This window comes from Rhizobium sp. P32RR-XVIII (genome assembly GCF_012641395.1).
Lineage (GTDB): Bacteria > Pseudomonadota > Alphaproteobacteria > Rhizobiales > Rhizobiaceae > Rhizobium.
In genome coordinates this window covers 1-18,018 of the sequence record NZ_JABAIH010000021.1, presented here as the reverse complement: position 1 = coordinate 18,018, position 18,018 = coordinate 1, and the positions used below count along the sequence as shown (strand labels likewise).

26 protein-coding genes and 1 pseudogene are annotated in these 18,018 nt (G+C 60.0%); 24 read left to right on the top strand and 3 right to left on the bottom strand.

Translation table 11 applies throughout. The features are described from left to right. The first annotated feature begins 1 nt into the window (after window position 1). Window positions 2–610 carry a DUF6362 family protein gene (locus tag HGP14_RS30650; RefSeq protein ID WP_168833615.1) on the top strand — a complete coding sequence of 203 codons (609 nt, stop codon included), beginning with the start codon at window positions 2–4 and terminating at the stop codon, window positions 608–610. Between the two features lie 350 nt (window positions 611–960). Here the strand turns inward: HGP14_RS30650 and HGP14_RS30645 are convergent, their stop codons facing one another. Together HGP14_RS30645 and HGP14_RS30640 are read right to left on the bottom strand one after the other, a co-directional pair. Continuing rightward, window positions 961–1,221, bottom strand: coding sequence for a hypothetical protein (locus HGP14_RS30645; RefSeq protein ID WP_168833614.1), 261 nt, complete (start codon window positions 1,219–1,221; stop codon window positions 961–963). A gap of 138 nt (window positions 1,222–1,359) precedes the next feature. Then, the gene (locus HGP14_RS30640) at window positions 1,360–1,620 is read right to left on the bottom strand and encodes a hypothetical protein (protein ID WP_168833613.1); all 261 of its coding nucleotides are present in this window, start codon (window positions 1,618–1,620) and stop codon (window positions 1,360–1,362) included. Window positions 1,621–1,684: 64 nt separating this feature from the next. Here HGP14_RS30640 and HGP14_RS30635 point away from each other — a divergent pair, with 64 nt between their 5' ends. From HGP14_RS30635 to HGP14_RS30555, 17 genes are all read left to right on the top strand, one after another. Beyond that, window positions 1,685–2,053, top strand: a complete 369-nt coding sequence (locus HGP14_RS30635) for an HNH endonuclease (protein ID WP_168833612.1) — start codon at window positions 1,685–1,687, stop codon at window positions 2,051–2,053. A 4-nt stretch (window positions 2,054–2,057) separates the two neighbouring features. After that, window positions 2,058–2,357 (top strand): hypothetical protein, encoded by a 300-nt coding sequence (locus HGP14_RS30630; protein WP_168833611.1) that lies wholly within the window; start codon window positions 2,058–2,060, stop codon window positions 2,355–2,357. A gap of 4 nt (window positions 2,358–2,361) precedes the next feature. Beyond that, the gene (locus tag HGP14_RS30625) at window positions 2,362–2,574 is read left to right on the top strand and encodes a phage portal protein (protein ID WP_168833610.1); all 213 of its coding nucleotides are present in this window, start codon (window positions 2,362–2,364) and stop codon (window positions 2,572–2,574) included. A 26-nt stretch (window positions 2,575–2,600) separates the two neighbouring features. Next, window positions 2,601–2,852: a hypothetical protein gene (locus HGP14_RS30620; RefSeq protein ID WP_168833609.1), complete on the top strand. Its 252-nt coding sequence runs from the start codon at window positions 2,601–2,603 to the stop codon at window positions 2,850–2,852. A 142-nt stretch (window positions 2,853–2,994) separates the two neighbouring features. Further along, the gene (locus HGP14_RS30615) at window positions 2,995–3,426 is read left to right on the top strand and encodes a hypothetical protein (protein ID WP_168833608.1); all 432 of its coding nucleotides are present in this window, start codon (window positions 2,995–2,997) and stop codon (window positions 3,424–3,426) included. Next, window positions 3,426–5,144 carry a terminase large subunit gene (locus HGP14_RS30610; RefSeq protein ID WP_168833607.1) on the top strand — a complete coding sequence of 573 codons (1,719 nt, stop codon included), beginning with the start codon at window positions 3,426–3,428 and terminating at the stop codon, window positions 5,142–5,144. The genes HGP14_RS30615 and HGP14_RS30610 overlap by 1 nt, the downstream gene beginning before the upstream one ends. A gap of 10 nt (window positions 5,145–5,154) precedes the next feature. Further along, entirely contained in the window at window positions 5,155–7,113 is a 1,959-nt protein-coding gene (locus HGP14_RS30605; protein ID WP_168833606.1) for a phage major capsid protein, read from the top strand. Between the two features lie 55 nt (window positions 7,114–7,168). After that, window positions 7,169–7,492, top strand: coding sequence for a hypothetical protein (locus HGP14_RS30600; RefSeq protein ID WP_168833590.1), 324 nt, complete (start codon window positions 7,169–7,171; stop codon window positions 7,490–7,492). Continuing rightward, the gene (locus tag HGP14_RS30595; RefSeq protein WP_168833605.1) at window positions 7,492–8,859 is read left to right on the top strand and encodes a phage portal protein; all 1,368 of its coding nucleotides are present in this window, start codon (window positions 7,492–7,494) and stop codon (window positions 8,857–8,859) included. The genes HGP14_RS30600 and HGP14_RS30595 overlap by 1 nt, the downstream gene beginning before the upstream one ends. Then, window positions 8,856–9,599: a hypothetical protein gene (locus tag HGP14_RS30590; RefSeq protein WP_168833604.1), complete on the top strand. Its 744-nt coding sequence runs from the start codon at window positions 8,856–8,858 to the stop codon at window positions 9,597–9,599. Before HGP14_RS30595 ends, HGP14_RS30590 begins: the two co-directional genes overlap by 4 nt. A 2-nt stretch (window positions 9,600–9,601) precedes the next feature. Beyond that, window positions 9,602–9,916 (top strand): head-tail connector protein, encoded by a 315-nt coding sequence (locus tag HGP14_RS30585; protein ID WP_168833603.1) that lies wholly within the window; start codon window positions 9,602–9,604, stop codon window positions 9,914–9,916. Window positions 9,917–9,928: 12 nt separating this feature from the next. Then, entirely contained in the window at window positions 9,929–10,105 is a 177-nt protein-coding gene (locus tag HGP14_RS30580) for a hypothetical protein (protein WP_168833602.1), read from the top strand. Next, window positions 10,092–10,442, top strand: coding sequence for a head-tail adaptor protein (locus HGP14_RS30575; RefSeq protein ID WP_168833601.1), 351 nt, complete (start codon window positions 10,092–10,094; stop codon window positions 10,440–10,442). Before HGP14_RS30580 ends, HGP14_RS30575 begins: the two co-directional genes overlap by 14 nt. Window positions 10,443–10,452: 10 nt before the next feature. Continuing rightward, window positions 10,453–10,863: a DUF3168 domain-containing protein gene (locus HGP14_RS30570; protein WP_168833600.1), complete on the top strand. Its 411-nt coding sequence runs from the start codon at window positions 10,453–10,455 to the stop codon at window positions 10,861–10,863. Further along, window positions 10,863–11,327 (top strand): HK97-gp10 family putative phage morphogenesis protein, encoded by a 465-nt coding sequence (locus tag HGP14_RS30565; protein ID WP_168833599.1) that lies wholly within the window; start codon window positions 10,863–10,865, stop codon window positions 11,325–11,327. The genes HGP14_RS30570 and HGP14_RS30565 overlap by 1 nt, the downstream gene beginning before the upstream one ends. A 29-nt stretch (window positions 11,328–11,356) precedes the next feature. Continuing rightward, complete coding sequence (locus HGP14_RS30560; protein WP_168833598.1) at window positions 11,357–11,806, top strand: phage tail tube protein; 450 nt, start codon at window positions 11,357–11,359, stop codon at window positions 11,804–11,806. Then, a complete protein-coding gene (locus tag HGP14_RS30555; RefSeq protein WP_168833597.1) occupies window positions 11,803–12,162 on the top strand; it encodes a gene transfer agent family protein in 360 nt (119 codons plus the stop codon). Before HGP14_RS30560 ends, HGP14_RS30555 begins: the two co-directional genes overlap by 4 nt. Window positions 12,163–12,342: 180 nt before the next feature. On the opposite strand, the gene HGP14_RS30550 is transcribed toward HGP14_RS30555, so the two are convergent. Then, window positions 12,343–12,576 carry a hypothetical protein gene (locus HGP14_RS30550; protein ID WP_168833596.1) on the bottom strand — a complete coding sequence of 78 codons (234 nt, stop codon included), beginning with the start codon at window positions 12,574–12,576 and terminating at the stop codon, window positions 12,343–12,345. Window positions 12,577–12,629: 53 nt separating this feature from the next. Between HGP14_RS30550 and HGP14_RS30545 the strand changes: the two genes are divergently transcribed. From HGP14_RS30545 to HGP14_RS30520, 6 genes and pseudogenes are all read left to right on the top strand, one after another. Continuing rightward, window positions 12,630–14,939, top strand: a complete 2,310-nt coding sequence (locus HGP14_RS30545; RefSeq protein WP_168833595.1) for a tape measure protein — start codon at window positions 12,630–12,632, stop codon at window positions 14,937–14,939. A 158-nt stretch (window positions 14,940–15,097) separates the two neighbouring features. Further along, entirely contained in the window at window positions 15,098–15,289 is a 192-nt protein-coding gene (locus HGP14_RS30540) for a hypothetical protein (protein WP_168833594.1), read from the top strand. Beyond that, window positions 15,286–15,789: a DUF1833 family protein gene (locus tag HGP14_RS30535; protein ID WP_168833593.1), complete on the top strand. Its 504-nt coding sequence runs from the start codon at window positions 15,286–15,288 to the stop codon at window positions 15,787–15,789. Before HGP14_RS30540 ends, HGP14_RS30535 begins: the two co-directional genes overlap by 4 nt. Window positions 15,790–15,799: 10 nt before the next feature. Next, window positions 15,800–16,174, top strand: a complete 375-nt coding sequence (locus tag HGP14_RS30530; RefSeq protein ID WP_168833592.1) for a hypothetical protein — start codon at window positions 15,800–15,802, stop codon at window positions 16,172–16,174. Window positions 16,175–16,442: 268 nt separating this feature from the next. After that, the gene (locus HGP14_RS30525; RefSeq protein WP_168833591.1) at window positions 16,443–16,832 is read left to right on the top strand and encodes a C40 family peptidase; all 390 of its coding nucleotides are present in this window, start codon (window positions 16,443–16,445) and stop codon (window positions 16,830–16,832) included. A 9-nt stretch (window positions 16,833–16,841) separates the two neighbouring features. Further along, a pseudogene (locus tag HGP14_RS30520) lies at window positions 16,842–18,018 on the top strand (phage tail protein); the annotation flags it as partial.

Sequence of the window (18,018 nt, the reverse complement as noted above, 5' to 3'; positions counted from 1 at the left end):
GATGGCATTTGCGGAATGGACATACGAGCAAGTGCGAGCCCAGATCATCGAGGCCGCTTATACCCTGCGCGCCTCACCTGGCGACCTGGGGCCGCGTTTGGCCTCCGGCGCGATGTCTGACGTGGTTCGCGACATGATGGAGGCCTACGGCTATCAGGAGGCCAAAGCGCCCCGTATCCCATCGGCCGGCGCCATCAGCCGCATGTACGAGGTCTGGGACTGGGTGAACACCTATCTCAGCGAAGAGCAGCGCAAGCGGGTTTACGAATATGCCTTCATCAAGACGCGCAAAGGCATCTACCTCGAACGCTATCTGCGGAAAATCGACATGTCTCGAAGAACTTTCGAACGGCGTGTACAGTCTGATTGTCAACGGATCGCGGACGCGCTGAACCAAAAACGCCGAGTCCGGTTGACAGTGGCCTTTGACGACGTGACGCAAATCGCCCTAGAAGACACGTCAATAACGGTAGCTTCGAAGAATTGCGCGACGGACTGGCGCGACGACGAAGTGACCGGCCAGAAAGAGCAGGTAAGGGCTGATGCTCTCGCCCACGCCCACTGGCGAAACGAACGCCGCCGGCAGCTCCTGGAGCGAGCCGAACGGTGAAGCCGCAATCGACCCTTCTCCTACGGGAGAATTCGAACACCGGTAATCCGGGCGCGGCAAAAATCCCGCAGGGATGATCTCTGAGGCTCTGCTCGGGTTGATCTCCCGACGCATCCTCACTCGCCGGCCTGCAGCTAGGGCGTCAAATTCGAGGCGCTCGGAATCGCATTGCTAATATAAGTAGCAACAATCCCGGACAACCGGTGAACGAATCGGCACTTCGTCTGTTCAACTACTAATTTTGGGTGATTGCGGTTCCCAGCTCCCGACCACCACAGCCCGTCACCACCCGGTGGCGGGTTTTTCTTTGTCCACCAACCGCGACGATGGACGGCCGGTAGGGCTGGATATCACCGGTCTGGCTTCTGGCCCACTTTACGCCTCACCAGCTTCAGGGTTCGATCCGGCTGGACGATATAGACTTCCTGCACGAAGTTTCCGAACTGGTTGTCAAACTCGTGCGGCACGGTGCTACCAGGAGGTGATCTGGTTAGGCGCGCGACGTGGCCACCATAGGTGATGCTGCCTGGGATCGGCTCGATTTCGGCTGAACCGGCGGAGCAGGACGAGAGCGCAATCGCTGCGGCGGATGCAATGACGTAGAGCTTCATGGGTGCCCCTTTGAGAAGACGCGCGAGCCCGAACTACTGCGCACTTACCAATGTTCCGCCCAATAACGACAAACGTCCACCGGCGACAAGACCATGGCCACACTCGTGAGGTGAAGAGCCCGCGCCGCCGCTCCGGGGTTAGCCACCCTGCTTCATGCCGGCAGCTTTGGAGCGAAGCCGCTCCAGGATGTCCAGCCAACCGACGTATTGCTGGCGCTCCTGAACGTTCGTCAGTTGGAGTTCATCGGCTACTTCGTCGACGCTGGCGTGCGGGTCAACCACATGCCCGGTAACTGGCAGTCCATGGATCCTGCCTTTTAAGGTGCCATCGCCTAGCAGTGTTACTTGAACGAGTTCGTACGGGCTGCCGGAGATTCCGGCAAACTCTCTCGGTATCATCCTTGCCATTCCACACCTTAACCCACGCCACTCCTGAAAAACGGAAGACATCAGAGCATGCCCGATGCCTAAGCTCAAGACGCTGCGTCCCCTGGTCGCTACCATCAAGCCTCTGGTCGGCCGGATACCAGGCGAGAAGGCACGAGACCAGCACAGACGTCAAACCCAGCCCTGGCGCGCCTGGTACAACACCCCACGATGGGAAAGGCTGAGGCGGCAGGCCTTCGAGCGCGACCTCTACACCTGCCAGCGCAGCGGTGAACTCTGCTCAGGCACCGGCAACGACCCGAACTCCCCAGTGGCGAACCACAAAATCCCGCATCTTGGGAGGCCAGAGCTTTTCTGGGACATCAACAACATCGAGACCGTGACCAAGCGCATCCACGACGGGATGATCCAGTCAGAGGAGCGCAGGGCACAGGTGGAAGGGTAGGCCAATGGCGGAGGCTATGATCGATGGACGGAAGGTGCTTGAGGAATTGCGGATCACCATCAGGTGGCCAATGGCCTTCGGCTTCCGCATGTGGCTCACGGCTCGCATCTTGTCTTTGGCTGGATTGGTGAGCCCTGTTGAGATCGACGCGGACATCGAAGCTGCACCATCAGAAGCCAGTACATGGACGCGGTACGAAGGCGACACGGCCGAAGGTGGCAAGATCGTGCTCAGCCAGTATCCGGAAGGCTACATCCTCCGCCACCATGGCGTGACCGTTTGGCGTGAGTGGGAAAGAGGGTAATCTAATGGATGACAGCAAGAGCGAGATACGCTTCCTCGGTGACATGACCAAGCTCCACCTTGAGCCCGGCGATATGCTGGTGCTGCAGTTGGACACGCGCATCTCGAACGAGCAGTTCGATCGCCTCAACGAGCAGATGGCGGAGATCTTCGGCAAGCGCCGCGTCATCATCTTAGACGCAGGCATGAAGCTCGGTGCGGTCACGCCCCCCCGCTGATTGGAACACCGGCAATCAGGTGCACCATGGCAGTACCCAGACCCAGTAACGCTCGCCTCGTCATCCGCCACTACGAGTGCGGCAAGATGCGAGTGTTCCTCGATGGCAAACCCATCCCTGGTGTCATCGGTGCCGAGATCAAGCAGGAGGCAGGACAGAGGGCGATCCTCTCCCTCTCTATCATCGGTCTCGCATACCGGATGGAGACGTCACCTCTGAGGCTCAGTGAGGATCGCGAGTGGCGAGAGACCGCCGAGACCGGCGAAGCGTCTGAGTGAAGCGCTGTGTGGCAAGCAGGGCCTATCCCCATCAGAGGGGGGGGGAGGGTCAGACCTAAAAGGCGTCTCCGGCCCGGACCCGCGTCCCCCTCATCTACATATTTTTTTCTCACAGATCGAAATTTTCGGCAGGAAGGCTGAAATGACCGAAAAACCGAAGCGCTCTTCAAAGGGAGGGCGGCCGTCATATCGTCCATCTCTTGAGGACCGCAAGACGGTCGAGGAGATGAAATTCGTAGGCGAGAGCGACAACACCATCGCCCGGTCGCTTGGCATCGATCCTGATACGCTGCGCAAGCATTTCCCGGATGAATTGGCCGACGGTCATGCGCAGCGCCGCAAGGAGGTGATCGGCCTTCTGTTCAAGTCTGCAAGAGACGGCAATGTGGCCGCTCAGAAGAAGCTCGAGGAGATGGGCAGGGCCTCCGGTGCGGCTGATGCCGTCAAGGCGCGCGAGACCAAGGCCAGCGAGCCGAGGCGCGGCAAGAAGGAAGAGCAGAAGGCCGCGGCTAAGGCTGTAGGCGGCAAGTTTGCTCCTCCGACGCCTCCGAAGCTGGTCGTAGACAACCGCTGATGCAGTGGTCGACGGCTTGCACCGATTGGCGCGATCGTATCGTCCAGCGCCAATCGCTTATCCCGTTCGCCCCGTTATTTCCCGACGAGGCAGAAGCCGCGCTCGAAGTGTTCAAGTCGCTGCAGGTCGTGGACCTGGCGCAGATCGAGGATCCGGAAACGGGGGAGATCAGGCACCCCACATTCGGAGAGGTCAGTGAAGACTTCGTCCTGGACTTCGTGCGCGCCGTGTTCGGGGCCTACGACGCCGGCAACGCTACTCGGCTGATCGAGGAGTTCTTTCTTCTTATCTCAAAAAAAAATGGAAAGAGCACGATCGTCGCGGGAATCATGCTGACGGCGCTGCTCCGTAACTGGCGTCATTCGGCCGAACTGCTGATCCTGGCGCCGACGCGAGAGGTAGCGGACAACTCGTTCAAGCCTGCCGCTGACATGGTGAGGGCCGATCCTGAGTTGGTCGACCTTCTGCATGTGCAGGACAATCTGAAGCAGATCACGCATCGCCTGACGATGGCGGTCCTGAAAGTGGTCTCGGCAGATTCCACGACGTCAGCCGGCAAGAAGGCGGCATTTGTGCTGGTCGAGGAGCTTTGGCTCTTCGGCAAGAAGGCGAACGCGGGCGCCATGCTGCAGGAAGCCACTGGCGGCCTGATCTCGCGGCCTGAGGGCTTCGTGATCTACATCACGACCCAGTCGGATACTCCGCCGGCTGGTGTGTTCAAGGAGAAGCTCGACTACGCCCGCCGGGTTCGGGATGGGGAGATAGATGATCCTCGCTTCCTGCCGGTTCTCTACGAGTTCCCGGAGGAGATGATCAAAAGCAAGGCCTACCAGCGGCCTGAAAACTTCTACGTGACGAACCCGAACATGGGCCGATCTGTCCGCAAGGAGTGGCTGGAACGCAAGCTGGCCGCCGTCATCAGTGGTCAGGACGAGGAAGGGGACACGATCCAGACCTTCCTTGCCAAGCATCTGAACGTCGAGATCGGCATGAACCTCCGCGCCAACAGATGGCCGGGCGCTGATCTCTGGGGTGGTCGAGCAGATGAGAAGATCACGCTCGAATATCTCCTTGCCAGCTGCGACGTCATCGTGCCCGGTTTGGACGGTGGCGGCCTCGATGACTTGTTCGGGCTATGTGTGGTCGGCCGGCACAAGAAGACGCGGGCGTGGCTTTGCTGGGTCCATGCATGGTGTCACAAGGGCGTGTTGCAGCGGCGCAAGACAATCGCGACGAAGCTACAGGATCTGGCCGATGCAGAGGAGCTGACAATCGTCGATGATGAGCTTGAGGATATCTCGGAAATCATCGGCGTCATCGCTCAGATCAAAGACGCCGGATTGCTCGCCTGTGTCGCGGTTGACCCGGCCGGCCTCGGCGAAATGGTCGAGGCTCTGGACGAAATCGGCATCACCCAGGAAGAGGGCCTGCTCATCGGCGTGCCGCAAGGCTACCAGCTGATGAACGCGATCAAGACGGCAGAGCGGAAGCTCGCGAACGGTACGCTCCGACACTCCGGCAGCGGCCTGATGGACTGGTGCGTCTCGAACCTGAAGATCGAGCCAACGGCAACGGCGATCAGAGCGACGAAGCAGAATGCCGGCGATGCCAAGATTGATCCGGTCATGGCTCTCTTCAATGCCGTGACGGTGATGAGCCGCAACCCCGAACCAAAGCGCAAGCCGCAATTCCAGATGCTGGTCGTCGGCGGCCGATAAGGAACCACACATGAACAGGATGTATTCGGTCCTGACGGTGAAAGCCGTCGAGGAGGAGCAGCGCATTATCCGCGGCGTCGCCACGACACCCAACCCGGACCGCGTCGGTGACATCGTGGAACCCTTGGGCGTCCAGTTCAAGAACCCGATGCCACTGTTGCATCAACACGATCACGACAAGCCTGTCGGTACCGTCACCTTCGACAAACCCACGAAGAACGGCATTACCTTCGAAGCCAAGCTGCCGATCATCGAAGAGGCTGGCCCGCTGCGCGATCGCGTCGAAACCGCATGGGGCGAGATCAAGGCTGGCCTCGTTCGGGCAGTCTCGATCGGGTTCCGCGCACTCGAATACGCGTGGATGGACGACGGCGGTATACGGTTCACCGCTTCCGAAGTCCTCGAACTCTCTCTCGTCTCTGTGCCGGCCAATGCCGACGCGGTGATCTCAACCATCAAGTCGATCGATCGCCCTCTGCTTGCCGCGACTGGCAAAGAGCCGAAGGCAGCAGATCGGCCTGCTCGTCCCGGCGCCTCGGGAAAATCCACGAAACCCGTAAATCTCAATCCAAGGAAAGACACAGCTATGAAAACCATTGCTGAACAGATCGCGGCGCTGGAAGCCTCTCGCCAGGCAAAGGCAACTCGCATGTCGGAAGTCATGCAGAAGTCGATTGACGAAGGCCGTTCGACCGACCAGGCCGAGCAGGAAGAGTTCGATACGCTCGAACAGGAAGTCGGCCAGATCGACGGCGACCTGAAGCGTCTCCGCTCTCTGGAAAAGGCGCAGGCTCTCGGCGCGAAGCCGGTGGTCGCCAACCAGATCAAGACCGCTGATGCCGGCGCTGCTGTGCGCATGGGCGCTCCTGTCGTGATCAAGAGCGACAAGGACGAGGCCTTTGAGGGCCAGAGCTTCACCCGCATGGTGATCGCCAAGACCCTGGCGCGCATCTCCGATGTGTCGGCCGTGGGCATTGCGCACAAGCGCTGGGGCGTTTCCAATCCGCAGCTCGTCGAAACCATCAAGGCGGCTGTTGCCGGCGGCGGTACCGAATCCGGCGAATGGGGAGCTGAGCTCGTTCACATTGACCGCTTCACCGGAGACTTTATCGATTACCTTTACAGCCGTACCGTGTTCGACAAGCTGCCGCTGCGCGAAGTGCCGGCAAACGTCAACATCGCTGGTCAGGACGGCGCCGCATCCGGTTACTGGGTTGGTCAGTCGAAGTCGATCCCGGTCAGCAAGGCTGACTTTTTCGACGTGAACCTGACCCCGCTCAAGGTTGCCGCTCTGGCCGTGGTTTCGAAGGAACTGCTTCGAGACTCTTCGCCATCGGCTGAAAAGCTGGTTCGCGATGCTCTGGTGGAGGCATCGGCGCAGCGTGTCGACCAGACCTTCCTTGGCGCCGGCGCTGCCGTTGCTGGCGTGTCTCCTGCCGGTATCCTCAACGGCCTCACGGCCGGTACCAGTGCCGGTACGGATATCGAAGGCGTCATCGCGGACGTGAAGGCGCTCTATGCTGGCTTCATCGCGGCGAACAACGCTGATGGTCTTCAGTTCGTCACCACGCAGTCGCTCGCGAAGTCTCTGGGGCTCATGCAGAATGTGATGGGCAACTTCGCATTCCCGGGCCTTTCGGCGAACGGCGGCTCGCTCCTGGGCGATACGCTGGTTGCTGGCGGAAACGTCGGTGCGGGAGACTTCATCCTGCTCAAGCCGTCCGACATCTACAAGATCGGCGATCGCGGCGTTGAGGTTTCCCTCTCCACCGAGGCTGCGATCCAGATGGACAGCGCACCGGATGGCGCCAGCGACACGCCGGTAGCGAATGCCAGCGTCGTATCGATGTTCCAGACGGACTCCGTTGCCATCAAGGTCGTACGTCCGCTGAACTTTGCGAAGCGCCGTGCTTCTGCGGTGGCCTACATCGGCGATGCCGACTACGGCACTCCTGTAGTTACCCCGTAATGCGAAACAGGGTGGGGCTTTGGCCCCACCCTTCGTCTTTTTGATGGAGGCTTCGATGGACCTGATCGCTACCCGCCGCATGACCTATGGAACACGCCGCCTTTTGCCGGGTGACAAGTTCACCGCATCGAATGCCAATGCCCGCGTGCTGATCGCGGTCAGGAAGGCGAAGGCCGCACCAACTGGCTACGAGGCCCAAGGCACGGCACATGATCCACATGCCGGCGCTCACGAGCGAGTGGGCCGAGACAGCGCACCAGGCGACGCATTGGCTGATCTCCGCAAGGAATATCACGACGTTTTAGGCAAGCGGCCGTTTCACGGCTGGGATGCCGAAACGCTCCGGGCGAAGATCGCAGAGGCAAGGGACGCGAACTGATGCGCCTTTTCGGGTTCAACATCTCCCGCGTGAAGACGGCCAAGAAGGCTTTGTCGTCTGTCGATGACGGTGGCCGCGGCTGGTACACCGTGTTCGAGCGCTTTGCCGGCGCTTGGCAGCAGAACGTCGAGGTCAAGTTCGACAGTGTCCTCTCTAACCACGCCGATTTCGCCTGCCGCACGCTCATTGCCTCCGATATCGCAAAGCTGCGCATTAAGCTGGTGCAGAAGGACGATTCCGGCATCTGGACGGAAGTCAGCAACTCGGCCTATTCGCCGGTGCTCCGCAAGCCGAACCATTTTCAGAACCGCATGCAGTTCGTGGAATCGTGGGTTCTATCGAAGCTGCAGACCGGCAACACTTACGTTTTGAAGCAGCGCGACAATCGTGGCGTCGTTGTCAAGCTTTATGTCTTGGATCCTCGCCTGGTCACGCCGCTGGTTTCCGAAAGCGGCGACGTCTTCTACCAGCTGAATACCGATGCTCTGGCCGGCCTCAAGGAGGGTGTTGTCGTTCCGGCGCGGGAGATCATCCACGACCGGTTCAACTGCTCCTATCATCCGCTTGTCGGTCTTTCTCCGATCTTCGCCGGTGGTCTCGCTGCCATGCAGGGCCTCGCCATCCAGAACGACAGCGCCTCCTTCTTCAAGAACGGCGCGCGTCCCGGTGGCGTTCTCACCGCGCCTGGTGCGATCGAGGATGAGACGGCCAAGCGGATCAAAGACTACTGGGATACGAATTTCGCGGGTGAGAATTCAGGCAAAGTGGCCGTCCTCGGAGATGGCCTCAAATATGAGGCGATGAGAGCCAAGTCGACCGACAGCCAGCTCATTGAGCAGCTTCAATGGACGGCGCAGGTCATTTGCTCGACCTATCATGTCCCGCTTTATAAAATCGGCATCGGCCAGATGCCGGCCTTCAACAACATCCAGGCTTTGAACGTCGAATACTATTCTCAGTGTCTGCAGGTGCTGATCGAGGCGATGGAGCTCTGCCTCGACGATGGCCTGGGCATGGGCGAGAATATCGGGACTGAGCTAGACACCGAAAATCTGTTGCGGATGGATAGCATCACGCAGATGGAAGTGCTGGATAAGGGCAAGAACACGTTCACGCCGAATGAGGCTCGAATGCGTGTCAACCTTCCGCCCAAGCCCGGCGGTGACAGCGTCTATCGCCAGCAGCAGGATTTCTCGCTTGAAGCTCTCGCCAAGCGTGATGCTCAGGCCGATCCGTTCGGTACCGCTGCGACACCGGGCCCGAAACCTGACGATGCCGCAAATGACGCCGCCGATCGCGCGGCAGCCGAACAGCGCGCCTTTTTCGCCGAGGCGGCTCTATCATTTCAGAAAGGTATCGCGGCATGATTGACGCAAAGGCGTTCGGCCTTGAACTCGCCGGGATCGTAAAGGCACAACTCGATCCGATTTCGAGCCGCCTGGCTGCGCTTGAGAAGCGCGTCGACACCCTGCCGCAACCTCGGGACGGCAAGGATGCTGACATGGCCGAAGTCCGTCAACTGATCGAAGCCGAAATTAAGGCTCTAGGAACGTCGACAGATGGCGTTGCGGCTCTTGTCGCCTCTGAGGTCGCGAAACGCGCTGGTGACCTCGCCAGGGCGAAAGATGGGCAGGACGGCGTCGGTCTGGCCGGTGCTTTGATCGATCGAGCCGGTGAACTAGTCATCACCCTCACCAACGGCGAGACGAAGAACCTCGGGCCTGTCGTCGGCAAGGACGGCGATCCGGGAAAGCCAGGGCGCGATGGCTTCCACCTCGAAGACTTCGACGCCTCTGTCATGGATGATGGCCGGACAGTCCTGCTGTCCTTCGATCGCGGCGACCTTTCCTACAAGGTCGAGCTCGGTTTCCCCGTCATGCTGTATCGCGGCGTCTTCAAGGACGGCCAGCCTTACGAGCAAGGCGACACGGTCACCTGGGCGGGATCGCTCTGGCACTGCGACAAGAACACGTCCGAAAAGCCCGGTGACGGCTCGAAGGACTGGACGCTCTGCGCCAAGAAAGGCCGTGACGGCAAGGACGGCGAGGTAAAGGAAGCCAAGCAGTTCCGGCCGCTCACCGTCGGCGTTCCGGCTAAGGGGAAGTGACCATGGCGCTCGTGACCGTCGATCAAGTCAATCTCGCGCTGCGTCTCTCCCTCGTCGATGGCGATGAGCGGATCCCCGACATCGAGCTCAAGATCAGCCAGGCCGAGGATGCGGTCCTCGACTACCTGAAGAAGCCAGACGCGGGCTGGGACGAAACCACGGTACCGGCACGCGTCAACGCGGCTGTCCTGCTTCTCGTCCAGAGCCTGCTCGACGAGGCGAACACCGGCGGCCTTCTGCCCGGGCTTGGCTCCGGTGATCCCAAAAGTCCCGTGGTGGCGCTGCTCTACCGCCTCCGCGATCCAGCAATCGCCTGAAGGAGACCACCTATGGCGCGCGTCCGCTTTACGCATGACTTCGACTACAAGCCGACCTCGCAATCGACCGTCGGCTACAAGGCCGGCATGGAATTGACCGTCAAGCGCGAGTGCGCCGACCAGGCCGTTGCGGCAGGCAAGGCAGTCGAGATCCCGTCAGCAGGGAAGCCCGCCGATGGCGCCGATTAAGCCGACTGCCGGCGAGCTGCAGCACCGCGTTGCCTTCGATGAGCGAGCGATTATCGACGATGGCCTCGGGAATACCGAGGGCGGGTTCGCAGAGCGGTTCAAGGCATGGGCAGCATTTCGCCCCCGTGGCGGCTCTGAGGCAGTCGTCGCCGCGCGGCTGGAAGGCCGGAACCTATTGGGCGTCTACCTTCGTTCGACCGCAGAGACAAAGCAGATCCAAGCGGACTGGCGAATGAGGGATGTTCGCACCGGCGACGTGTACGCGGTGAAAATCGTTGATGCCGTCTCCGATCGCTACTGGGTCTATCTCGAAGCCCAGACGGGCGTCGCGCCTTAAAGGAAAAGCCATGAGTGCCGGGAAAGAACTGTGGGCCGCCATCTATGGCGCGCTCAAGGCAAATGCTGCGCTGGTCGCAATGGTCGACGGCATCCACGACAAGGCGCCAGAGCAGCCGTGGGGAGCCCAGAACACGTACGTGAGCCGCGGCCCGTTCTACGGCTCATCTGACGACGCTGAATGCATCTACGGGCAGGAGATCACCGCACAGATCGACATCTGGTCTCGCAAACCGAGCCGGTGGGCAGTTGACGACATCATTGCCGAGGTTCGGCAGTCTTTGCACGAGCAGGAATTCCCTCTCGACGAGATGGCGCTCGCGACAATCGAGGTTCGGCTATGGCGCGTCATCGATGATCCGGAACCAACGACTCAGCATGGCATTGTCCAGGTCGTGGCGCTGCTCGAAGAGCCCGCCTGATGGCTTCCCGGATCGAAGGCCTCAAGAAACTGCAGGCGAAGCTTGATCGACTGCCGGCCAAGGTCAAGCAGCGCATCCGCGATGCGATGGAGGCAGGCGCTGACGAGATCGTCGCATTGGCGAAATCTCTGGTTCCATCTGACACCGGCGCACTGAGAGACAGCATCGGTTGGACATACGGCCGCGCGCCAAAGGGCGCCATGACCATCGGCAAGGTTGAAACGACCGGCGGCGACCTGACGATCACGATCTACGCCGGCAACAGCGAAGCCTTCTACGCCCGGTGGGTCGAATTCGGGACAAAAGAACACGTCGCTGGCGGCAAGTTCGCCGGCGCGAAGATCAAAGAACAGCCTGCCCGGCCGTTCTTCTACGTCAGTTTTCGGGCCAACCGGAAGCGCGTCAAAGGGCGCGTCACACGAGCAATCAACAAGGCGGCGAAGGAAGTCGCTGCTGGAAGCTAACTGCAAACGCCATCTGAAGGAGACACTCCATGGCACCTCCATCCACTGCCCGCTTCGGCAAGTTCCGAGTTCTCCTCGGTGACGATGCGACGCCGATCGTCTATTCCGCGCCTTGCGGCTTTACCTCGAAGAGCTTGACGCTCACCAAGGACCTCACCGACGTTAACCTGCCGGACTGCCTGGATCCTGATGCAGTCGCATGGGTCGGTCGCGATGCCAGCTCGCTTTCGGCCTCTGTTTCGGGCGAAGGTGTCCTTGCCGCTGAATCTGTCGATACTTGGCTCGATGCGTGGGAAAACGTGGAAAGCGTTCCCGTGAAGATCGAGATCGAGTTCCCTGCCAAGACGATCACTTGGACCGGGTTGATGCAGGTCGCCACTTTCACCGCTGGAGCTGAGCAGGGCGGCCGCGTCACGGCGAACATCGAAATGCAGTCCGACGGAGAGCTCGTCCGCGTCACTACGCCGGCCACGCCATGAGCCGTGACGCCAAGATTGAACTCTCCTGGGCGGATGGCGATTACGTCTTCCGCCTCGGGTGGGGCGAATTGGCCGAGCTGCAGGAGAAGACGGACGCCGGCCCGTATGTCGTCCTCAACCGCCTGCACATGCATCAGTGGCGCATCGAGGATATCTCGAACGTCATTCGCCTAGGCCTCATCGGCGGCGGTATGGAGCCGGTGAAGGCCCTCAGGCTGGTCCGCACCTATGTCGAGGCGCGCCCGCCGGTGGAGAGCCATCCGTACGCCGTAGCTATTCTGTCTGCGGGTCTAATCGGCGCGGAGGATGAGAAGCTGGGGGAGGCAGAAGCGCCAAATCAAGCGGAAGTCAAATAGACGATCTGCCGAACGGCAAGCTTAGATTTGGCGCGATTTACGGCACTGGATCGCTGATGGGGTTCACGCCACAGCAAGTAAACGCGATGTCGATGTGGCAATTCTTTGCCGCATGCGAGGCTCATGAGCGCGATGACGGGAAGATGAGCGACAAGGAAGCAGACGAACTTTTCGAGTGGCTCAAGTCGAAAGGGTAGCTGTTCGCCGTTGCGCTACCAGTTCGGTCAACGCGGCAGCCTGACGATCGGACGCCTCGCGGATCGCAATGAGGTTCGTGAGGATCGCCCCAAGGGCATAGATAGCAGCTCCGCCGACCATCACCGGCAAAGCATAGACGATAGCTGCCATGCCGGCGCCCCGAGTCGATGCAGCCAGTATGACGACGGCACCCAATGCGATCACGAAGATCGCCATTCCGATAATCTTTAAAAATCCATCCATAGGTTGCACGATAACAGGAGGTGCCCATGGCCGCAACTGACCTTGAGCGTCTCGTCGTCCAGCTTTCTGCCGATATCAAGAAATACGAAAATGCTCTCAGCAGAGCGCAGGGAGTGACAAACCAGCGCCTCGGCGCCATTCAAAAACGCGCCGAGGGCAGCAGCAAAGCCATCGCTGCATCGTTCGCTCGTGCAGGCGTCCAGATTGGTGCCGCCTTCCTGACATCGGCAGCCGTCAAGGGCTTAGCTGAACTTTCCGATTCGGCGACCCGCATCACCAACGCCCTAAAAGTAGCCGGCCTCTCCGGAGATGATCTGGAGAAGGTCTATCAACGTCTCAATAAGGCGGCACTAGCAAATGGCGCGCCAATTGAGACATTGGCTACGCTCTACGGCAAGGCTGCGCAGGCGCAAAGGGAACTCGGCGTATCGACGGAAGATCTGCTCGGGTTCACGAACAACGTCGCCTTGGCGCTACGGGTTGCTGGCACTGATTCACAATCAGCCAGCGGCGCTCTTTTGCAGCTGGGTCAGGCGCTTGGCTCTGGTACAGTACACGCGGAAGAATTCAACTCTATCCTCGAAGGCGCCCCAACTATCGCGCAGGCCGCCGCGGCTGGACTGAAGGAGGCTGGCGGTTCCGTCGCTGCGCTTAAGCAGTTGGTGGTCGACGGCAAGGTGTCATCGGAGGCGTTTTTCCGAGCGTTCGAAGCTGGGGCCCCGACACTGCAAGATAAGGTTGCTGGGTCCGTATTCACGCTAGATCAGGCGACCACAAACCTGAAAACGGCGCTGACGAATGTCGCAAAGGAGTTCAACGATTCCACCGGGGCCAGCCAGAACTTTGCCGGCGGCATCAACACCGCGGCGAGTGCGATCAACGACTTCGATGTCTCCGGGCTAATTCAGAAGATCCAGGACGCAAAGAGTGAGCTCGACGGCTTCCTCGGCGACCTTGGCAATGCGCAGATCTTCAAAGATCTGAACCAATCTCTTGGGATTACGGACGGCGACGGCAATGTCATCAATCTTGATGCTGAGAAGGCCAAGGATGAGACGGCTAGCCTCGAGAAGGAGGTCAAGACACTTCAGGATCGTATTGCGCTAAATACATCGCTCGGTTTTGATAATACAGAGGCGATCGCACGCCTGAACGAGGTGCAGCAGGCGCTTGCCAACCTCCGCGCATCAGCGGCGAACCTTCCCGCCACGGTGCCGGCAACGCTCAATGGCATAACGTCCGGCTCGCAGCCCGCCAAGCCACCAGAGCAATTCGGTCCTTTCGAGCAGTTTGGGCCATTCAAGCCGACGGGCGTAAAGCCGGTGTCGCTTGGCGACTTCCCGCCTCCTGGTAAGCCAGGCGGAGGCGGTGGCGGCGGACGCAAAGGGCGAGGCGGGGGACGTGGCCAGGATGACTACCAGCGCGAGATCGAACAGATCAAGGAGCGCACGGCTGCCATTCAGACCGAAAGCGCTGCGCAGTCGGCGGTCAATCCGCTGATCGATGACTACGGTTTTGCAATCGAGAAGGCACGCGCCGAGAGCGACTTGCTGACGGCAGCCCAGAAGGCTGGATTGACGATCACGCCAGCTTTGAAGGCGTCGATCGATCAACTGGCGACTGGCTACGCCGGAGCAAGTGCCGAAGCCGAGAAGCTGGCGCAACAGCAGGAGAATGCACGTCGCGCAGCAGACGACTTCCGTGGCCTTGCGCAGGATGCGCTAGGGGGATTCATTTCTGACCTCAGAAACGGTACGTCTGAGGCTGACGCACTGACGAACGCCCTTGATAGGATTGCCGACAAATTGCTCGATATGGCCCTTAATACGGCGTTCGACGGCATCTTCGGTAAGGGCGGTGGCGGATTCCTTTCCAGCCTGTTCGGCGGTGGTAGTTCGCAGTTCGCCGCGGCGTCTGCCGGCCAGCTTTTGCCGGGGCTCTTCAGTGATGGCGGCTATACCGGCCAAGGCGGCAAGTATCAGCCGGCCGGCATCGTCCACAAGGGCGAATACGTCATGGACGCCGAAACCACCAAGCGGATCGGCGTCAACAATCTTCGCCGCCTGCAGGGGTATGCAACCGGCGGCCTAGTCGGTGCGCCACGGCTGCCGACGCTCGGCAAGAAGCCATCACCTGGCAACCCCGGAGTTGTCGTGAACATCACGAACAACACGTCGTCTCAGGTGAAGCAGCAAACCCACCAGACTTCGTCCGGCCCGCAACTCGATGTCATGATCGATGAGGCCGTTGCGGACAAGATAAACACGCCTGGCTCTCGCTCGCGAGGTGCCATGCAGGGGGCATTCGGGCTTAAGGGAGGCTTGGCGCGCCGATGATTGCAGATTGGCCAGAAACGCTTCCATGCCGGTTCACGTCGTCATCTCTTCAAGAAGAGGCTCCCGACAATCTGCTGCGCAGCCAAACATCGATAGGGCCGGCGAAAACACGTCGCCGGTCCACCTCAGGCGTTTCGCGGCTCAGCGGTGAGCTCTTGATGACGAGTGCGCAGAGGGAGACCTTTGTCGACTTCGTCAGAGACACGATTGCCGACGGCGCGGCGCCGTTCACGTTTAGGAATCCATACGGCACGGACACCATTCTTGTCCGCTATGTCCCGCCCTATAGCGTCAAGCGTCTGGGCGCCAGCAAGTGGACTGTATCGCTGTCGCTTGAGGTATTGCCATGAGCCGTACAGTCTCGCTGGCCTTCCTCAATGCCATAAACTCGCAAGAGACGGATGAAGTCGTCATTTGTCTCCTTACAGTGACGCATGAGGACTTGGACGAGCCGATCTATCTTTCCTCGGATCCCACGACGCGGATTTCGGATTCACCGCTGGTCTACGCGACGACGAGCCGTGGCAACGAATACCTGTTCCTGCCGTTCGAGTTCACACTTCCGGACGACAAGAGCGACAGCCCGCCGCGAATCCAGCTTTCGATCGACAACACAGACAGATCTCTCGTTGCCATGTTGCGGTCGTTCACGACGCCGGCAAGCATCAAGCTGGAGATAGTTCTGGCCTCGAGCCTGGATGACGTGGAAATCGAGATGCCTGCGCTGCAGCTGTCGGATGTCACGATCGGCGAGGAGCAGATTACCGCAGACTTGGTTGCCGACGCGCTGATCAACGAGCCGTATCCGGCGGGGCAGTTTACGCCCGGCGCATTCCCTGGACTGTTTTAAGGAGCCCAAAATGACGAAGACTGATCCACGCCGCCTTCTGTTGGCCGCCAATGTCCTCTTCAAGGATGAAGCCGCCAAAGCGATATCGAGCGGTTTCGCACACGAACCCGATGCCGACGTAATCATAGCGGAAGCTCTGGAAATCTGGCTCAAAGAACAATGTGGCGTCACCACCGATGATGCCGCGGCGCTGGAAGTCGCCGCCGGCAAATGCGGGCTTGAACGGCTAGGATTGCAGGTCTCCGAGCGCGTTTCCGACTACGTTGCCGCCGCCGCCTTCAAGTGGATGACGAGATATTTGCAGCCGGAACTTTGCATCCTCGTCGCGGCACCTACCTCCGCTTCAGAGGCGCCTGCACCGGCAGCGCCGCAACCGCTTGCTTGAGGGAAGTCGCGGTGTTCGCGCCGCTCGTCTTCAGGACGGCAACGACCTTTTCCAGCTCTTCCACTCGTCGTTCGAGTGCTTCAATTCGCTCTGCATCGCTCATGTCAACTCCTTGAGCATGTGGGTGAAGGTGCGGGAGGAGTGTTGGCCCCTCCCGCACCGCAACCATGGCCTGAGTCTCACTCTCTCACAAGCACAGGTATGTGATGTTGAACCGCTTAGACCGGCGTCAGCCGCAAGCGCAATGGCTTTGGTCGGGACTGTTCTGATGCAGCAATTCGTTGGCATTCCATACGTGCCCCATGGGCGCGAATATACCGGCGCGGACTGCTGGGGCATCCTGTTTCTCTACTATCGCGATGTGCTCGGCACTCCCGTACCCGCTTATTCCGCAGAGATGGATGCGCGCGAGTTCAAACACGGCGCTATCGCACCTCTGATCGACGAGGAACGCGAACGGCACTGGCAGCAGGTGGACACGCCGCAGCCAGGCGACGGCGTGCTCATGCGGGCAGGGCGGCACGACAGCCACGTCGGCGTCTTCCTCGGCCAAGGCCGCATGCTCCACAGCGAAGGCCCGCATCCATCCGTCATCGATCGCATTGGCGACATGCGCTGGCGAAACCGAATTTCTGGTTTCTACCGTCTCAATCAGTAAGGCAGACCTATGCAGCTAGTTTCGGCGACGGCGCCAGTTGAGATCATTGCGCCTGGCGAAGGCGTGGACGTTTACCTGCGCCGCTCACCTCTTAGACAGGAGCGTGAACATGCGCGCGTCCCGGCAGGGCTGTCGGTAGCCGAGATTCTGGAGTATTGCGGCATAGAGCCAAGCCGGCTCTACGTCACGATCAACGGCCACGCGATCGAGGCGAAGAACTGGTCACGCGTCCGCGTCAAACCCGGCGCCGTCCTATCCATCGTGAAGGTGCCCGGCAAGGGCGCTTTGCGCTCGATCCTGAGCCTCGTGGTTGCAGTCGCTGCGCTGTTCTTTGCAGTTCCGATTGCTGGTGCTCTCGGCTTGGCGGGTGTTGCGGGCGCAACCAGCGTGATCGCAGCCGGCATTACCATTGTCGGCTCGCTGGCCATCAACGCGCTGTTCCCGCCGGCCAAGCCGGAAGCGCCGGCAATCGACAAGACCAAGACGCTCTATTCCATCGGCGGCGGCAAGAACTCTGCGAACCAGTATGGGGCGATTCCGGTTGTCTTTGGCCACCACAGAATATCGCCGCCCTATGCGGCGGGGGCATACACGGAACTTTCAGGCGACGACCAGTATTTGCGCATGTTGTTCGTCGTCGGCTATGGCCCCGTGTCCATCTCGGATCTTCGCATCGGGGAAACGCCGATCGATCGGTTTGCCGACGTCAGCTATGAAATCATCGAGAACCATCTAACCGAAGCTCCGACTCTCTACACCAAGCCGGTGTTCGAGGAATCGGTTCAAATCCTTCTCGAAAACAAAATCGGATGGAGCTTAAGCAGCTGGACACAGCGCACAACTGCGGATGATGTAGATGAGATCTCGGTAGATATCAGCTTCCCGAACGGCGTGTACCGCTATCAGAAAAAGGACGGGAAACGAGTTAACTATCAGGTCGTCGTGGAGGTTGAATATGCTGTTGCTGGTTCCGGGGCGTGGGTCAGCCTGCCAGCGATTGGCATCACGGCGTCGTCATCTCAAGCCATTCGACGTTCCGTCATAAGGGCAGTTGCGCGCGGCCAATATGACATCCGTGTCCGCAAAGCGTCCCCGGACTACAACGGCGGAGATACCGTATCCGAGACGACATACTGGACAGCTCTTCGGGGTCGGCGCAATGCATCGGTTGTCAGCTTCAACAAGC

Bases quoted from the DNA above. Each gene is read 5' to 3' on its own strand.
- HGP14_RS30585 (WP_168833603.1), top strand. From the start codon at position 9,602: ATGGCGCTCGTGACCGTCGATCAAGTCAATCTCGCGCTGCGTCTCTCC.
- HGP14_RS30545 (WP_168833595.1), top strand. From the start codon at position 12,630: ATGGCCGCAACTGACCTTGAGCGTCTCGTCGTCCAGCTTTCTGCCGAT.
- HGP14_RS30540 (WP_168833594.1), top strand. From the start codon at position 15,098: ATGACGAGTGCGCAGAGGGAGACCTTTGTCGACTTCGTCAGAGACACG.
- HGP14_RS30535 (WP_168833593.1), top strand. From the start codon at position 15,286: ATGAGCCGTACAGTCTCGCTGGCCTTCCTCAATGCCATAAACTCGCAA.
- HGP14_RS30525 (WP_168833591.1), top strand. From the start codon at position 16,443: ATGCAGCAATTCGTTGGCATTCCATACGTGCCCCATGGGCGCGAATAT.
- HGP14_RS30615 (WP_168833608.1), top strand. From the start codon at position 2,995: ATGACCGAAAAACCGAAGCGCTCTTCAAAGGGAGGGCGGCCGTCATAT.
- HGP14_RS30625 (WP_168833610.1), top strand. From the start codon at position 2,362: ATGGATGACAGCAAGAGCGAGATACGCTTCCTCGGTGACATGACCAAG.
- HGP14_RS30610 (WP_168833607.1), top strand. From the start codon at position 3,426: ATGCAGTGGTCGACGGCTTGCACCGATTGGCGCGATCGTATCGTCCAG.
- HGP14_RS30580 (WP_168833602.1), top strand. From the start codon at position 9,929: ATGGCGCGCGTCCGCTTTACGCATGACTTCGACTACAAGCCGACCTCG.
- HGP14_RS30620 (WP_168833609.1), top strand. From the start codon at position 2,601: ATGGCAGTACCCAGACCCAGTAACGCTCGCCTCGTCATCCGCCACTAC.
- HGP14_RS30650 (WP_168833615.1), top strand. From the start codon at position 2: ATGGCATTTGCGGAATGGACATACGAGCAAGTGCGAGCCCAGATCATC.
- HGP14_RS30575 (WP_168833601.1), top strand. From the start codon at position 10,092: ATGGCGCCGATTAAGCCGACTGCCGGCGAGCTGCAGCACCGCGTTGCC.
- HGP14_RS30630 (WP_168833611.1), top strand. From the start codon at position 2,058: ATGGCGGAGGCTATGATCGATGGACGGAAGGTGCTTGAGGAATTGCGG.
- HGP14_RS30565 (WP_168833599.1), top strand. From the start codon at position 10,863: ATGGCTTCCCGGATCGAAGGCCTCAAGAAACTGCAGGCGAAGCTTGAT.
- HGP14_RS30640 (WP_168833613.1), bottom strand. From the start codon at position 1,620: ATGATACCGAGAGAGTTTGCCGGAATCTCCGGCAGCCCGTACGAACTC.
- HGP14_RS30645 (WP_168833614.1), bottom strand. From the start codon at position 1,221: ATGAAGCTCTACGTCATTGCATCCGCCGCAGCGATTGCGCTCTCGTCC.
- HGP14_RS30595 (WP_168833605.1), top strand. From the start codon at position 7,492: ATGCGCCTTTTCGGGTTCAACATCTCCCGCGTGAAGACGGCCAAGAAG.
- HGP14_RS30555 (WP_168833597.1), top strand. From the start codon at position 11,803: ATGAGCCGTGACGCCAAGATTGAACTCTCCTGGGCGGATGGCGATTAC.
- HGP14_RS30605 (WP_168833606.1), top strand. From the start codon at position 5,155: ATGAACAGGATGTATTCGGTCCTGACGGTGAAAGCCGTCGAGGAGGAG.
- HGP14_RS30590 (WP_168833604.1), top strand. From the start codon at position 8,856: ATGATTGACGCAAAGGCGTTCGGCCTTGAACTCGCCGGGATCGTAAAG.
- HGP14_RS30600 (WP_168833590.1), top strand. From the start codon at position 7,169: ATGGACCTGATCGCTACCCGCCGCATGACCTATGGAACACGCCGCCTT.
- HGP14_RS30635 (WP_168833612.1), top strand. From the start codon at position 1,685: ATGCCTAAGCTCAAGACGCTGCGTCCCCTGGTCGCTACCATCAAGCCT.
- HGP14_RS30570 (WP_168833600.1), top strand. From the start codon at position 10,453: ATGAGTGCCGGGAAAGAACTGTGGGCCGCCATCTATGGCGCGCTCAAG.
- HGP14_RS30550 (WP_168833596.1), bottom strand. From the start codon at position 12,576: ATGGCGATCTTCGTGATCGCATTGGGTGCCGTCGTCATACTGGCTGCA.
- HGP14_RS30530 (WP_168833592.1), top strand. From the start codon at position 15,800: ATGACGAAGACTGATCCACGCCGCCTTCTGTTGGCCGCCAATGTCCTC.
- HGP14_RS30560 (WP_168833598.1), top strand. From the start codon at position 11,357: ATGGCACCTCCATCCACTGCCCGCTTCGGCAAGTTCCGAGTTCTCCTC.